Below are 16829 nucleotides of genomic sequence, written 5' to 3'. Positions count from 1 at the left end.
GCTGAGAGCAGTTTATTTTTTACGGTATTCATTGTAAAATTGTAAAGTATCTATTAATGAAAAACTAAGAGATCATTCTTAGCTTTGGAAAAATAATCAGAAAGAGGCGCTAAAATTGGCAAAAGATAAGATTCGCGTTCGTTATGCTCCAAGTCCAACGGGACACTTGCATATTGGTAATGCACGTACAGCTCTATTTAACTATTTATTTGCCCGTCATAATAAAGGGACATTTGTATTACGGATCGAGGATACTGATACAAAGAGAAATATTGCTGATGGTGAACAAAGCCAGCTTGACAACCTTAAGTGGTTAGGGATCGATTGGGATGAAGGTCCAGATAAACCTGGGAAATATGGTCCATATCGTCAATCCGAACGCAAAGATATTTATCAACCACTTATTCAAGAATTGTTGGACAAGGGCTTAGCGTATGAATCTTACATGACAGAAGATGAATTGCAAGCGCAACGTGAAGCTCAAAAAGCTAATGGTGAAGCTCCACGCTATGTTTACGAATACGAAGGCATGACAGACGATGAAATCAAGGCATCACAAGCAGAAGCTAAGGAAAAAGGCTTAAAACCAGTTATTCGGATTCGTTTACCACATGACAAGACATATGAATGGGACGATATCGTTAAGGGTAAAGTTAGCTTTAACTCCGACACGATCGGGGGCGACTTTGTTATCCAAAAACGTGACGGTATGCCAACATATAACTTCGCCGTTGTAGTTGATGACCACATGATGAACATTACCCATGTTTTACGTGGGGATGACCATGTGGCAAATACTCCAAAACAATTGGCTGTTTATGATGCCTTTGGTTGGGAAGCACCAGTCTTTGGCCATATGTCACTTATCATCAACTCTGAAACTGGTAAGAAATTATCCAAGCGTGACGAAACAGTGCTTCAATTTATTGAACAATATCGTTCACTTGGTTACTTACCAGAAGCAATGTTTAACTTCATTACCTTATTAGGATGGTCACCAGTTGGCGAATCAGAGATCTTCTCACAAAAAGATTTCATTAAGATGTTTGATCCAAAACGTTTGAGCAAATCACCAGCTGCTTTTGATGGTAAGAAACTTGAATGGATCAATAACCAATACGTAAAATCTGCTGATAGTGATGAAATTACGGATTCTTCCTTAAAACAATTGATCAAAGCAGGTAAGATCAAAGAAAATCCTGACGTTATGATGATCCAATGGGTTCGCCAATTAGTGAACCTTTACAAACGTCAAATGTCTTATACGGGACAATTGGCGGAAATGGCAGAGATCTTCTTTACAGAACCACCTGTTTTAGATGATGAAGCTAAACAAGAATTAGCCGATGAATCAGCTAAAGTAGTTTTAGAAGATTTTGCGAAGAAAGTCAAAGAACTCCCAATTTTTGATGCGGTCTCGATTCAAAAGATGATTCGCCAAATTCAAAAAGATACTGGTGTTCGTGGACGGAAACTTTACATGCCGATCCGGATTGCAACGACCCGCGAAATGCATGGTCCAGAATTGGCTCCATCAATTGAGTTATTAGGACGTGAAAAAGTTTTACGTCACTTAGAACAAACTCTAGCTGAAATGAATGCTTAATATTAAAAAAGCTGCGATAAAAAGACGTTTGTTTGCGCAAGGCAGCTAAAATCAAGGGCTGTGACATAGGTTACGGCCCTTTTGTTATTATATATAGAAGAAATCTACCATAACTGATGAGGGGGGTTAATATGATCCAGATCTACAATACATTAACGAATCAAAAAGAAGAGTTTAAACCACAAGTTGCCGGTCAAGTGACGATGTATGTTTGTGGTCCTACAGTTTATAACTACATTCATATTGGAAATGCCCGGTCAACGATCGCCTTTGACACGATCAGACGTTATCTAGAATTTCGGGGCTATCAAGTTAACTATGTTTCCAATTTTACCGATGTGGACGATAAGATCATTAAGGCAAGCCAAGAAACAGGGTTAAGTGTTGCGGAAGTGACCGAAAAATTTATCGCAGCTTTTTATGAAGACATTGCTGCTTTAAACGTGAAAAAAGCAACGAAAAATCCACGTGTGATGGAAAATATGCCAGAGATCATTGATTTTATTCAGGTCTTAGTTGATAAGGGCTATGCTTATGAATCCGCGAGGGATGTGTATTATCGTGCTCGTAAATTTAAACACTACGGTCAACTGTCTGGTCAATCGATCGATGCATTAGAACAAGGTGCAAGTCAACGAGTACAAACGACTGATCAAGGCAAAAAAGAAGATCCCCTTGATTTTGCTTTGTGGAAAGCAGCTAAACCAAATGAGATCTCCTGGGATTCACCTTGGGGAAAAGGGCGTCCTGGTTGGCATATCGAATGTTCAGTGATGGCAGGTAAATATTTGGGAGAAACAATTGACATTCATGCTGGCGGTCAAGACTTAGAGTTTCCACACCATGAAAATGAGATCGCCCAAAGTGAAGCTAAAACTGGGAAAAAATTTGCTAACTATTGGATGCATAACGGGTTTGTGACGATTGGAAAAGACGATGAAAAGATGAGTAAATCTTTGGGTAACTTTGTAACAGTTCACGAGATCGTTAAAGAAATTGATCCCCAAGTTTTACGCTTTTTAATGGCAACGACACAGTATCGTCATCCAATTCGTTATAGCCAAGCTAGTTTGGCGGAAGCTGAAACTAATTTAAATAAATTAGCCACAGCAGTGCAAAACACTAAGTATCGGTTAAACGATGCACTAGATGGTGAGCTTGATAATGAGATCAAAGAAAAAGTTACTTCATTAGAGAATAAATTTATCCAAGCTATGGATGATGACTTTAATACGCAAAACGGGATCACGATCTTATATGAATTTGCTAAGGAAATGAATGTTTATGTAACTAAAGAAACGGTTACAACAGCAACACTAGATTATTTGTTAGAGCGATTTACGCGTTTAGCCCAAATTTTTGGCATCGAATTTAGCGAAAAAGAAGCTGGCGATGAACAGATCGAAGCATTGATCAAACAACGTGATGAAGCGCGAGCTAACCGTGATTTTGCAACGAGTGATCAGATCCGTGATCAATTGAAAGCTCAAGGGATCATTTTAGAAGACACACCTCAAGGAACAAGATGGAAAAGAGGATAATATGGCAGCAGACTATAAACAAGTAAATGGGATCGCGTTAGCCTACATGGGGGATGCGATTTATGAAGTTTATATCAGAAAGCATCTATTAGATGAAGGAATGACAAAACCAACACGCCTTCATCACCGAGCAACGCACTATGTTTCAGCTAAAGCACAAGCAATGCTGATCAAAAAAATGGAAGAACAGGAACTCTTAACAGAACAAGAGCAAGAATATTTCCGTCGCGGAAGAAATGCTAAAAGTTATACTTCCGCTAAAAACACCTCGGTCGTGACTTATCGGATCTCAACGGGGTTTGAAGCGTTATTTGGCTACTTATATTTAAGTGGACAAACAAAACGTTTAGATGAATTAGCTAAATGGTGCATCAAAACTGTCGAAGAGGAGGAAAAATAATGCCAGAAAATGAAGATTTTGTGATCGGACGTCATCCAGCGGTAGCTGCCTTAAAGAGTAAGCAAGCCGTCAATAAAGTATTTTTACAATCGGGCTTAAAAGCCGATGCGATCAAAGAAATTGCCCTCTTGGCAAAGAAAAAAGGCGTGATCGTTAATCAAGTTCCCAAGGCTAAGTTAGATCTTTTAGCTGATGGGCAAAATCACCAAGGGGTTGTCTTAGCAGTGGCAGCTTATGAATATGCTAGTTTAGATGAACTATTCCAAGTAGCACAAGCTAAAAACGAAGATCCATTTTTTATCATCTTGGATGGAATTGAAGATCCACACAACTTGGGTTCGATCATGCGGACCGCAGATGCAGCCGGAGTTCATGGAATTATTATTCCTAAACGCCGTGCAGTTCAATTGACTTCAACGGTAGCTAAAACTTCGACTGGGGCAATTGAGTTTGTGCCTGTTTGTCGGGTTACAAACTTAGTCCAAACTGTAGAAGAATTAAAGAAGCGAGGACTTTGGGTCTTTGGAACTGATATGCAAGGAACTGATTTTAGAAAATGGAGTGCTAAAGGACCAACTGCTTTAGTGATCGGTAATGAAGGTAAGGGGATCGCACCCTTATTAAAGAAAAATTGTGATGAGATGTTGACGATCCCAATGGTCGGGCACGTTCAAAGTTTAAATGCGAGTGTTGCAGCAAGTCTTTTGATCTACCAAGGTTTTACGTCACGAGGAAATTAAGATGAAAAAGCAGATTTTGATCGTCGATGCCTATAATATGATCGGTCATTGGCCAGAGTTAGAAAAATTAAAAAAAGATGACCGCCTAGAAGAAGCTCGCCATGAATTATTGCATACTTTATCTGACTACCAAAAGCAAGCAAATACTGAGATCATTGTGGTTTTTGATGCGATGTATGTCGCTGGTATCGCTAAAAGTTATGAGCAATACGGCTTAGAGATCGTTTGGACTGATGAAGGTCAAACTGCTGATACTTATATTGAAGCGTTAGCGCGTAAGCTTCAAAGTCGTTTGACACAAGTTACCGTTGCGACAAGTGATGGTGCTGAGCAGTGGACGATCTTTTCTCAAGGGGCATTGCGAAAACCAGCTTGGGAGTTGTATCAAGATATCAAACAAGCCAAACAAGAAGTTCATGTAGCAGCACGCGAATATCAAGACCAAGCTTTGGTCAGAAGATCACCATTTAGTTCGGAGCAATTGGATAAATTAGCCCAATTACGCGATGATTTATCAAAATAATAAAAAAAACAAGGTCTAATAGCGATGTTAGACCTTGTTTTTTTAGATATACCAAAAAACGTGAAAGCGGTGCCTTGGAAATAAAGTTAAATGTATTATATGTTTATTTTTATATGTTTATAAATTATAAAAAATATAAAATTTTTCAATTTTTGCGGAATAATGATATATTTTACCTAAAAGTGAAAACGGTTTTATCCTTGTTTTGTTGAAGAGTTCATTCTCTAAAAAGGCTAATAAAGTTATACTTCATATGTATTAAAAAAATTAGCTAAAAGGGGAGAATAGGACGATGGTTTCGAAAAAGAATAAAAATTTTTATTTAAGAAAATCGGCTAAAAAGGTCTCAAAATATGCGATCAAAAAACTTAGTGTCGGTGTTGCCTCAGTTTTATTGAGTACCGCATTTTTTATGGGATCAACCAGTGGTGTCAAGGCTTCAGCAGATGTTACCGAAACGGCAACAGAAGTTTTAGCAGACAGTACAGCTACTAGTGAAGCGGTTTCTAATGAAGAAGCTGCAGTGGTTACTGATAGTTCAGCGACAGAACAGGCACAAAGTGAAGCAGAACAAGAAACAGCAAGTTCTGCTGCAGTAACGAATTCTGCCACTTCAGAAAGCGCATCCAGCGAAGCGGTTTCTGAAGCTCAATCAGAAGCACCAGCACAAGCTACAAGCGAAGAAAATGCTACTAGCGAAGCGCCAGCATCACAAGCTACGTCAGCATTAGCTACAGCAAGTGAGGCATCTCAAGCAACAACTGAAGAAACAAAAGCAACAGAAGCAAATGTTGGCTCAGAACAAGCCACTGTTGCTACTTCAGCTGAAGAAACACAAACAGCGCCAGCAAGTGAAAATACTACTTCTGTATTTAGAAGTGTAGCTGCAACGACACGTGCGGCAGCAGACAGTACAGCTAGTGATGAAACAACAGTTAATAGCTGGTCACAATTAGTTAATGCGATGAGAAATTCCAGTGTTACTAATATTAAAGTAACTGGTACAATTACAGCTTTAGGTAGTGGGAATATTGGTAGTACTGGACACAAAGTCACCGTTAAAGGAGAAAACGCTAAGCTCAATTTAGGCTCTAATACGTTAGTTGCTACCGGAAGTGGTTGGGACATTACTTTTGATGGTTTAACAATTACAACAGGTAACGCTAAAGGTGTTATTGATTTAAGCAGTTCATACGGCTCAAATAAAGTTACATTTAAAGATGTAACGCAAAGTGGTACTTCTCTTTACGGTGGTGGTGGTAACACTGAAGTCATTATTGATGGGACGACAGTATCAACCGTTAATAATGCTAGTGCGGGGAAAGCTAACACTTATGATGCTACAAGTCGTGAAGCTAATATTCACAGTGCAACTAAAGTCACTGTAGCAGAAGGAGCTAATTTTACTCTTAATCGTTCATCAATTGGGGATGCAATCAACTTACCAAATGGCTCAACGGTTGAAGTTAAAGATAAAGGTACTTTGACGATCAATATGAATACGTCAAATGCAACAGATTCAGCGCGTTATCACAATGCTGGGATCTTTATGTTAGGTGGCGGTACAGTTAAAACTGGCAAGAACTCAACACTTAATATTAATTCAAGCATTGGACAAGCAATTTCGATTGCCATCACACGTCCAGCAGACACTACAACAGATGCGGATCGCTATGGTGGTTATGACATTTCCCACTCAACTACTGTAGATGATGAAAATACTGCTAAAAAGGGTAGAATGCAAGACGGACCAGTAGTGATTTCGATCGGTGAAGATGCTAACTTTAACTTTACCGGCCGCGATGGTATTATTACAGGTCACAATGCTACTTTTACCACGGGTGAAGGCTCTGTTACTCACTTTAAGAACAATGGTCGTGGTGTTGCGATTGATATGGGTGATAATTCACATATCAAATTTGGTAAAAAATCGATCAACACCTTTGAATCTGACGGCAAAGGGCCACGTAAAGGCGCAACGGCACCTTCTGGTGGATACGCAGGATACAACTATATTGGGGTTGATGAAGGTGGTACGATCACAGTAGATGATTACGCTACTTTCCGTGTTTACATGAATAATCGTGGTGCTAACCCATGGGATGATGTTATCTCGCTTGACACCCGTAAAACTGGGGGCTATCCATTATTTGTAGTTAATAAAGGTGCAATCGTTGATATTCGTGATGACAATACTGACTATTATGCCGAATTGATCTCAATTCCGCTCGGAAATGCACAAAACACAGGTTATCAATTTAATAGCCCATTATTTGTTTCTTTCCAACGCTACACTTCATCAAATGGCTGGGTAAGTTCAGATATCACCGGTAAGTTGCCAGAAAATGTACCACAGGGGAATAATCCGGAAAGTATTACGCGAGCTAGCTCAAACATTTTATACGTTTCTAATAAGGCAGCAACAGGTAACACTTATTTAGAATTTAATGCGTTAGAAAATGGCGGAACTTATACTGTTTACTCGTTAAATATCGGAAATGCTGCTCAAAAAGATGTAAATAAGCAAAGTTCAGTTTGGACTAATATCAATAGTGGTAAATTCTCAATTTGGGGTTTCCAAAATAATAAAAAAGATATCACACCAGCTGATGCACTTTCAGAACAAACAGGCTCATCAACTGGTGGAGTTCCAGCGACAAGTAAACAAGGGCTATATGATATCGACCCTGTTTTAAAGAATCGTCAAAACGTCTGGATTCCAAACGAAACGGTTATTTCACCAGAAGCTCATCATACCAATACGATCAAGTATGTTTATGAAGATGGTAGTCCAGTTTTAGATGAAAATGGTAATCCAATTGTTAGCGTACAATCTTCAGATTGGGAACGTACGATGAAAATCAAATTGGCGCTGGAAGATTTCCGTAAAAAATTACGTGCTAACAGTGTTAGAACAGCTGATGAATTCTTACGTGTTTATAACCAAGCACTTTATGAATTAGGAACAGCAGCTGGGGATGATACTGGTTGGGTCGTTAAAGGTACAGAAAATACGAAGGCAACCTATGATACCGTGGTTTCACCAAAAGCTGATCGAGCTGGAAATTATGTTTTAACGGTTAAAGATACTAATGCTGATGGGGTAACTGTTGGTGCTAATGGCTCATCTGTAACTGCTATTTTGAATAAAGATAACATTACAGATACACTTACATCAGATTTAAATGGTGCCAAAGTTGTTTCGCAATCATATTGGAATAACTTTTCTAATGTTGGATTTACTAAAGACTATGTCACAACAGTCGTCTACAAGAAGATCAGTACGCAAGTGTTAACTTATACTGTGATCGATGACACAACTAAGACAACTTTAGTTGATGCTGCTAAATTAGCAGAAGGTGACAGCTCAAGTGCCGTACCTGCTTCGGTAGCAACTTCATATGAAGCTATTCAAAAGAGCTACACCGATAAAGGATACGTGGTCAAGAGTGCTGATGCATTGCCAACAACCTTTGATGATGACGATGCAGTGAACCAAAATGTGACGATCCACTTAGAACATGCAACGGTTCCAGTTACACCAGAAAATCCACAAACACCAGGCACACCGATCAATCCAAACGATCCAGATGGACCAAAATGGCCAAACGGTACGGATAAAGATAGTTTGCAAAAAGTTGTCAAAGAAACAGTTAGCTATGTTGGTGCTAATGCCCTAACACCAACTGAAGTTGTTCAAACTGCAACCTATACTAAGAGTGTCACAGTTGATAAAGTAACGGGTGAGATCGTTTCTCAAACAGATTGGACCCCAGATAAGACAACTTACGATGAAGTCAAAACACCAGTCGTTCCAGGTTACTATGCTGATAAAGCTACAGTACCAGGTAAAGACGTTGTGCCAAACGACATTGTAGAAACTGTAACTTATAAGCCATTAGGCCATATCGTGCCGGTTGATCCAGATGGTAACCCAATTCCAGGTGCGGATACACCGATCTACAACAATGACCCAACAGATCCAACGAAGGTCGTGCCAAATCAACCAGTACCAGAAATTCCAGGGTACACCCCACAAGTTCCAACGGTCACACCAAATGATCCAGGTACAGATACAAAGGTCGTTTATGTGAAAGATGCTGATCAAGTTGCCAAAGTAACTTATATTGATGATACGACTAACAAGACTTTAGAAACAGCTGATCTAACCGGTCAAGCTGGCGCAACAAGTGATTATCGCACAGCTGATACGATCGCTAAATATCTTGCACAAGGTTATGAACTAGTTTCAAATAACTATCCAGCAAATGGTGTAGTCTTTGATGATGACGACAATACTGTGCAAAGCTTTGAAGTTCACTTGAAACATGCGGTTGTACCAGTAGGGCCAAATGATCCACATACACCAGGTACACCGATCAACCCAGATGATCCAGATGGACAAAAATGGCCAAGCGCAGATCAATACACCAAGGAATACACTTCAACGGTTCACTTTGTAGATGAAGCAGGCAATAAAGTCTTTGATGATAATACACAAACATCAACTTGGACACGTACCTTGTTAGTTGATAAAGTTACTGGCGAAGTTCAAAATCCAGATGAACCATGGACAGCTGATAAAGCCCAATACGATGCAGTAACAGTTCCAGTTAAAGAAGACTACTATGCCGACAAGAACCGTGTTGTAGCTAAAGATACAGTTCAAAAAGATCTAGAAGAAACTGTTGTCTACAAACCATTAGGGCATATCGTTCCGGTGGATAAAGATGGCAACGAAATTCCAAAGGCACCAACACCACAATATAACAATGATCCAAACGATCCAACGAAGGGTACAACAACATCAGTGCCAGATATTCCTGGTTATCATCCAGAAGTGCCAAGTGTCACACCAACTGACCCAGGCAAAGATACACCAGTGGTTTACGTCAAAGATGAAGATCCAGTTAAACCAGATCCAACGGAAAATGATCAAAAAGCAACGATCATTTACCGTGACATCACAACAGATACAGTCTTAGATTCTGTTTCCTTAACTGGTAAGTCTGAAACTGCGATCAACTATTCAACAGCTGACAAGATCAAGGAATTGACGGATAAGGGTTACGTCTTAGTAAATGATGGTTTCCCAAGTGATGCAACCTTTGATAACAACGATGACGTTGATCAAACTTACTATGTGACCGTAAAACACGGTGAAGAACCAGTCGGACCAAATAATCCGCATGAACCAGGCACACCGATCAATCCAAACGATCCAGACGGTCCAAAATGGCCAAGTACAGATGAATATTCAAAAGAATATACTTCAACGGTTCACTTTGTAGATGAAAATGGCAATAAGGTCTTTGACGATGATGTGCAAACATCAACTTGGACGCGGACATTGATCATCGACACTGTTACTGGTGAAATTAAGAACCCACAAGAATCATGGAAAGCCGACAAGGATAAATATAGTGATGTACTTGCTCCAATCTTGCCTAAGTACTACGCTGATAAGAATCGCGTAGTTGGTCAAGTGACTGAACAAAGCAACTTGGAAGACACGATCGTTTACAAACCATTAGGCCATATTGTGCCAGTTGATGAAGATGGTAACGAAATTCCAAAAGCACCAACACCACAATATAATAATGATCCAACTGACCCAACTAAGGGCGGCTCTACTCCGGTACCAGATATCCCTGGCTACCATCCAGAAGTGCCAAGTGTCACACCGACTGATCCAGGGGCAGATACACCAGTTAAGTATATTAAGGATAAAGATCCTGAAAAACCAACAACACCAAGTGAAAATGATCAAAAAGCAACGATCATTTACCGTGATTTAACAACTGATACGATCTTAGATTCAGCTTCCGTGACCGGTAAGCCAAATACAGCGATCGAATATTCGACTGCTGCTACGATCAAAGAATTGACGGATAAAGGTTATGTTTTAGTAAATGATGGTTTCCCAAGTGATGCAACCTTTGATAACAACGACAATGTTGATCAAACTTACTATGTAACCGTAAAACATGGTGAAGAACCAGTAGGACCAAATAATCCACATGAACCAGGCACACCGATCAATCCAAACGATCCAGATGGACCAAAATGGCCAAGTATCGATGAATACTCTAAAGAATATTCCTCAACTGTTCACTTTGTAGATGAAAATGGCAACAAAGTCTTTGATGATAATGTGCAAACATCAACTTGGACGCGGACATTGATCATTGACACTGTTACTGGAGAAGTCAAGAATCCACAAGAAACATGGAAAGCTGACAAGGACAAATATAGTGCAGTAGTTGCACCAGTCAAAGAAGATTACTATGCTGATAAGGCTAGTGTAGGTGCTAAAGATGTTGTCCAAGACAATTTGGAAGATACGATCGTTTACAAACCATTAGGACATATCGTGCCAGTTGATCCAGATGGTAACCCAATTCCAAATGCACCAACACCGGAATACAACAACGATCCAAAAGACCCAACTAAAGGTGGCGAAACACCTGTTCCAAATATTCCAGGATATCATCCAGAAGTACCAAGCGTAACGCCAGATAAACCAGGCGAAGATACACCGGTCAAATATATCAAAGATGCGGTAAATTACAGCTTGACAGAAAAATTTGTGGATGAAAATGGTAATGAACTTTCACCTACAGTAGTCAAAGGCTCAGATTACAAGCAAGGTGATAGCTACGATGTTTCTGGTGATGCACAAGTTATCAAGGGTTACTACTTGAAAGCAGTTTCTGACAATGCTAAAGGTACGTTTGGCGAAGCTGATGTAACTGTAACATTTACCTATGCAAAATTAGGTAACATTGTGCCAGTTGATCCAAGTGGTACACCAATTCCTGATGCACCAACACCACCTTACAAGAATGATCCTAACGATCCAACTAAGGGTGGCGAAACACCAGTCCCAGTGATCCCTGGATACAAACCAGAAATTCCAAGTGTCACACCAGACAAACCAGGTGAAGATACACCGGTAGTCTACGTGCCAGTAACACCAGAAAAAGATGCGCAAGCAGTGCGGATCATTTACCGCGATATCACTAATGATATGGTCTTGGACAGTGTTGATCTTTCTGGTAAAGCAGGTGAAAAAGTTGAATATTCAACGGCTGACAAGATCAAGGAATTGACGGATAAAGGTTATGTTTTAGTAAATGATGGTTTCCCAAGTGATGCGGTCTTTGATGATGACGCTAATGTTGACCAAACTTACTATGTAACCTTGAAACACGGCGAAGAACCAGTGGGACCAAACAATCCACACGAACCAGGGACACCAATCAACCCTAACGATCCAGACGGTCCAAAATGGCCAAGCACAGATCAATACTCCAAGCAATATACTTCGACAGTTCAATTTGTTGACGATAAAGGTAACAAGTTACGCGATGATGATGTGCAAACATCAACGTGGACACGTACTTTATTGATCGATACAGTAACTGGTGAGATCAAGAATCCAACTGAACCATGGACTTCTGATATTGCTAAATATGCTGATGTTACCGCACCAGTGATCAAAGACTACTACGCTGATAAGAGTCGTGTCACAGGTAAGACAGCAGTTGAAGAAAACTTAGTTGAACAAATCGTCTACAAACCATTAGGACATATCGTGCCGGTTGATCCTGAAGGTAATCCAATTCCTGGCGCCGATACACCACAATTTAACAATGATCCTAACGATCCAACTAAAGGCGGAACAACACCAGTGCCAGAAATTCCGGATTACACACCACGAGTACCAAGTGTAACGCCAGAAAATCCAGGTAAAGATGTGCCAGTGATCTACGATAAGAAGGAAGATCCAAATAAACCAAACATTCCAAATGATCACAAACAACTTGCTAAAGTTATTTATCGTGACATTACTACGGATACTGATTTGGTTACAGACAAATTTACTGGTGAAGCAGGTGCTAAGTTAGACTACAGTACAACTGCTACAATCAAAGAATTGACGGATAAGGGTTATGTTTTAGTAAGTGACGGCTTCCCAAGTGATGCAGTCTTTGATGATGACGCTAATGTTGATCAAACTTACTATGTAACTTTCAAACATGGTGAAGAACCAGTGGGACCAAATAATCCACATGAACCAGGCACACCGATCAACCCTAACGATCCAGATGGTCCAAAATGGCCAGCTAAAGATGAATATTCAAAAGAATATACTTCAACCGTTCACTTTGTGGATAAAGATGGCAACAAGTTACGGGATGATGATGTGCAAACATCAACCTGGACCCGGACATTGATCGTGGACACTGTCACAGGTGAGATCAAGAATCCAAATGAAGCATGGAAAGCAAATAAAGCTAATTATGACGAAGTGACTGCACCAGTGATCACTGGCTACTATGCCGATAAAGATAAGGTAGCAGGTTTAGAAACTGTCCAAGCTAACCTTGAAAACAGTATCACTTACAACAAGTTAGGCAATATCGTGCCAGTTGATCCAAGTGGAAATCCAATTCCAAATGCACCAACACCAAGCTACAATAATGATCCAAAAGACCCAACTAAGGGTGGCGAAACTCCAGTACCAGAAATTCCAGGTTACCAACCACAAGTACCAAATGTAACACCAGAAGATCCAGGTAAGGATACGCTAGTTGTTTATGTCCCTGTAACACCTGAAAAACAAACCCAAACTGCTAAGATCATCTATGTTGATGAAACTACGGGTAAGACGCTTGAAACAGACGTGGTAACAGGTAAATCAGGCGACAAGATCGACTATAGTACTGCTCCTAAGATCAAAGAACTTAAAGAAAAAGGTTACGTTGTAGTTGAAAATGGCTTCCCAACGAATGCAATCTTTGATGACAATGATGCAAAAGATCAAGTATATGTAGTTAAATTAGGTCATGATACCGCACCAGTCGGACCAAACGATCCGCACGAACCAGGCACACCGATCAATCCAAATGATCCAAACGGACCAAAATGGCCAGCCAAAGATGAATATTCGAAAGAATATACCTCAACCGTTCACTTTGTGGATGAAAATGGCAATAAGCTTCGTGAAGATGATGTGCAAACATCAACTTGGACACGGACATTGATCGTTGATAAGGTAACAGGTGAAGTTCTCAATCCTTCTGAAACATGGACAGCTGATAAAGCTAACTACGCTCAAGTGAAAGTTCCTGTTATTACAGGTTACGTAGCTGATAAAGCAGTAGTTCCAGCTCAAGCAACCCAACAACAAGATCTTGAAACAACAGTAACTTACAAGAAGATCGGCATGATCGTTCCGGTTGATCCAGCAGGTAACCCAATTCCGGGTGCACCTACACCACAATACAAGAACGATCCTAACGATCCAACTAAAGTTGTTGTAACTTCTACACCGGATGTGCCAGGCTATAACACAGATACCCCAAGTGTTGACCCAGCAGATCCAACTGCAAATACGCAAGTTGTTTACAAGAAGGTTGTTACACCGGCTGAACCAGCTAAACCAACACCAACAGCTCAACCAGAAACTAAACGACCTGTTGTTGAACCAACAGCAACAAAGACACAACCAAAACAAGACACTCCAGCCAAAAATGCTGAAGAATTACCACAAACTGGTGATTCGGAAAATAATGTATTAGCAGCGCTTGGTGCGACAATGGTTGCAAGTTTATTAGGCTTAGTTGGTTTGAAAAAAAGAAGAAAAGATGAACAAGACAGCTAGACGATAGTCGAAAGAAGAGATCCATTTAGGGTCTCTTCTTTTTTTGTGTCTCAATTAACGACATTTTAATTTTTAATTAATGAAATGAATAGGGACATAGACCGTTTGAGTGCTGAATGAAAAATGTTAAAGAATTTTATAAATCGAAAAATATTGATTTTACAGGGTTTGTAACGCTAACATTTTTGCTTAATTAACCATTCGAAAAATGTTATTATACTTAAATTTAATTAAATTTATATAATAACATTTTAAGTGCTTTTTTCATCTATTTTGCTGTTTTTTACATTTTTTGAGTATTTTTTCATTTTTTTCTAAAAAACAAAAAGTGTTTTGTACAATTTTTTGGTGAATTTTACATTCTAAAAATATTTTTTACCCTTTATACTCAATAGCGTAAAAATTACTTATAACTTATGAAGGGGAGAAATGACAAATGGTCTCAAAAAATAATAAAAATTTTTATTTGAGAAAATCTGCCAACAAGGTTTCTAAATATGCTATTAAAAAACTCAGCGTAGGCGTTGCCTCTGTATTATTAAGTACAGCTTTCTTTCTAGGCACAGCAACAGCAACTAATGCTTCTGCAGCTGAAACTGAAGTCGAAACCAAGACTGAATTAGCAGTTTCTGCCTCCGAAGATTCTTCAGACTCTAGTAGCTCAGCAACAAGCGAAGCAACTACCGCAACTGAAGAATCAACAACTGAAGTCGAAACCGCTGACTCAACTGCACAAACAACAAGTGAAGCAGCTGATGCAAAAAACGATATCCAATCACAAGCATCACAAGCGTCTGAAGCAGCATCTGAAGCAACAACAACAGCAACAGAAACTGCACAATCAGAAAGTGCAACTCAAGAAAATACGGCAACATCAGAAGCAGCAACAACTTCTGCAGCTGATACTGTAGCTTCAGAAAGTGCCGTTGAAACTGCATCACAAAACGAAGCAAGTGAAGCAGCAACATCAGAAGCAGCACAAACAACTTCTGTTTTCAGAACAGCAGCAACAGTAACCGCAACTGCCGCAGCAGCTGATACAACAGAAGATTCAACCTCGATCACGGTTTCTAGTTGGGCACAATTAGTCAGCGCTATGGGGAACTCCAGCTACAACACGATCAATGTTAATGGTGCGCTTACTGCAACAAGCAATAACAGCATCGGTAGTGACGGACATACAGTTACCGTTAAAGGTGCTGATGGCGCAAGTATTGACTTTGGTAGCTACAGCTTGACCGCAACTGGTGGTACTTGGAACGTTACTTTCGATAACTTAACAATTTCTACTGGTGTTGGTACTGGTGTGATCGACCTTAACGCTACAACAGGTACAAACACGGTAACCTTTAAAGATGTTACTGCAACAGGTACTTCTTTATACGGTGGTGGCGGTACGACTGATGTTATCATCGATGGTACGACAACATCCACAGTAGACAATGCAAGCACTGGTAAAACAAACACTTATAGTGCAACAAGTCGTGAAGCAAATATTCACAGTGCAAACTCTGTAACGATCGCTGATGGTGCAACATTTACTCTTAACCGTTCATCTATCGGGGATGGAATCAACTTACCTGATGGTTCAACTGTAAAAGTTGGCGATAACGCAACATTTACAGTAAACATGAACACCAACAATGCAACTGATTCTGCTCGTTACCACAATGCCGGTATCTTTATGGAACAAGGTGGTAGCTTCATTACTGGTCGTAACTCAGTTGTAACGATGAACACAAGCATCGGTCAAGCTGTTTCGATCGGGGTAAAACGTCCAGCCGACTCATATACCGATACAGACCGTTGGGGTGGTTATACTGAAAACCCAACTCGTTACGATGGACCAACCGTAGTAACATTTGGTGAATACTCAACCTTTAACTTCACTGGTCGTGATGGGTTCATGTTAGGTGATAATGCAACATTTACTTCTGGTGAATATTCAACTGTTCACTTCCAAAACCAAGGTCGTGGGGTTGCGTTAGATCTTGGGGATGACTCAAACATTGTTATTTCCAAACACTCTAACACATTGTTTGAATCAGATGGAAAAGGTCCTAACAGCACAACTTCAAACATGTCTGGTGGTTATTCTGCCTATAACTACATCGGGGTCGATGAAAACAGTAATATCTTGATCGACGAATATGCAACCTTCCGTGTAATCTTAACCAACCGGAATGGTAATAGTACAACTGGTAACAACTGGGATGACGTAATTTCGCTTAACTCTCAAAAGACAGCTTCAGTTGTCTCATTTACTTCTAAGCAAGGTGCCGTAGTTGATATTCGTGATGATAATACTAACTTCTATGCCGAATTGATCTCCTTCCCATTAGGAACACC

7 protein-coding genes are annotated in these 16829 nt (G+C 40.0%); all 7 read left to right on the top strand.

Going from position 1 to position 16829, the window contains the following annotated elements; genetic code table 11:
* Positions 1-115 precede the first annotated feature (115 nt).
* The gene (gene gltX, locus FC32_RS03165; protein WP_025087723.1) at positions 116-1606 is read left to right on the top strand and encodes a glutamate--tRNA ligase; all 1491 of its coding nucleotides are present in this window, start codon (positions 116-118) and stop codon (positions 1604-1606) included.
* A 131-nt stretch (positions 1607-1737) separates the two neighbouring features.
* Entirely contained in the window at positions 1738-3147 is a 1410-nt protein-coding gene (gene cysS, locus FC32_RS03160; protein ID WP_025087722.1) for a cysteine--tRNA ligase, read from the top strand.
* Position 3148: 1 nt separating this feature from the next.
* Positions 3149-3547: a Mini-ribonuclease 3 gene (locus tag FC32_RS03155; protein WP_025087721.1), complete on the top strand. Its 399-nt coding sequence runs from the start codon at positions 3149-3151 to the stop codon at positions 3545-3547.
* Positions 3547-4287, top strand: a complete 741-nt coding sequence (gene rlmB / locus FC32_RS03150) for a 23S rRNA (guanosine(2251)-2'-O)-methyltransferase RlmB (RefSeq protein ID WP_035460129.1) — start codon at positions 3547-3549, stop codon at positions 4285-4287. The genes FC32_RS03155 and rlmB overlap by 1 nt, the downstream gene beginning before the upstream one ends.
* Position 4288: 1 nt before the next feature.
* Entirely contained in the window at positions 4289-4810 is a 522-nt protein-coding gene (locus tag FC32_RS03145) for an NYN domain-containing protein (protein ID WP_025087719.1), read from the top strand.
* Positions 4811-5102: 292 nt separating this feature from the next.
* Positions 5103-14480 carry a mucin-binding protein gene (locus FC32_RS03140; protein WP_025087718.1) on the top strand — a complete coding sequence of 3126 codons (9378 nt, stop codon included), beginning with the start codon at positions 5103-5105 and terminating at the stop codon, positions 14478-14480.
* Between the two features lie 436 nt (positions 14481-14916).
* Positions 14917-16829: pectate lyase-like adhesive domain-containing protein (locus FC32_RS03135; RefSeq protein ID WP_156399004.1), on the top strand; the 1913-nt coding region annotated here is incomplete at its 3' end.

This window comes from Ligilactobacillus apodemi DSM 16634 = JCM 16172, assembly GCF_001434405.1.
GTDB classification, from domain to species: Bacteria; Bacillota; Bacilli; order Lactobacillales; family Lactobacillaceae; genus Ligilactobacillus; species Ligilactobacillus apodemi.
Note: the sequence above shows the minus strand (reverse complement) of the source record. Positions and strands in the feature narration are given on the sequence as shown.

Bases quoted from the DNA above. Each gene is read 5' to 3' on its own strand.
- cysS (WP_025087722.1), top strand. From the start codon at position 1,738: ATGATCCAGATCTACAATACATTAACGAATCAAAAAGAAGAGTTTAAA.
- FC32_RS03155 (WP_025087721.1), top strand. From the start codon at position 3,149: ATGGCAGCAGACTATAAACAAGTAAATGGGATCGCGTTAGCCTACATG.
- rlmB (WP_035460129.1), top strand. From the start codon at position 3,547: ATGCCAGAAAATGAAGATTTTGTGATCGGACGTCATCCAGCGGTAGCT.
- FC32_RS03140 (WP_025087718.1), top strand. From the start codon at position 5,103: ATGGTTTCGAAAAAGAATAAAAATTTTTATTTAAGAAAATCGGCTAAA.
- FC32_RS03145 (WP_025087719.1), top strand. From the start codon at position 4,289: ATGAAAAAGCAGATTTTGATCGTCGATGCCTATAATATGATCGGTCAT.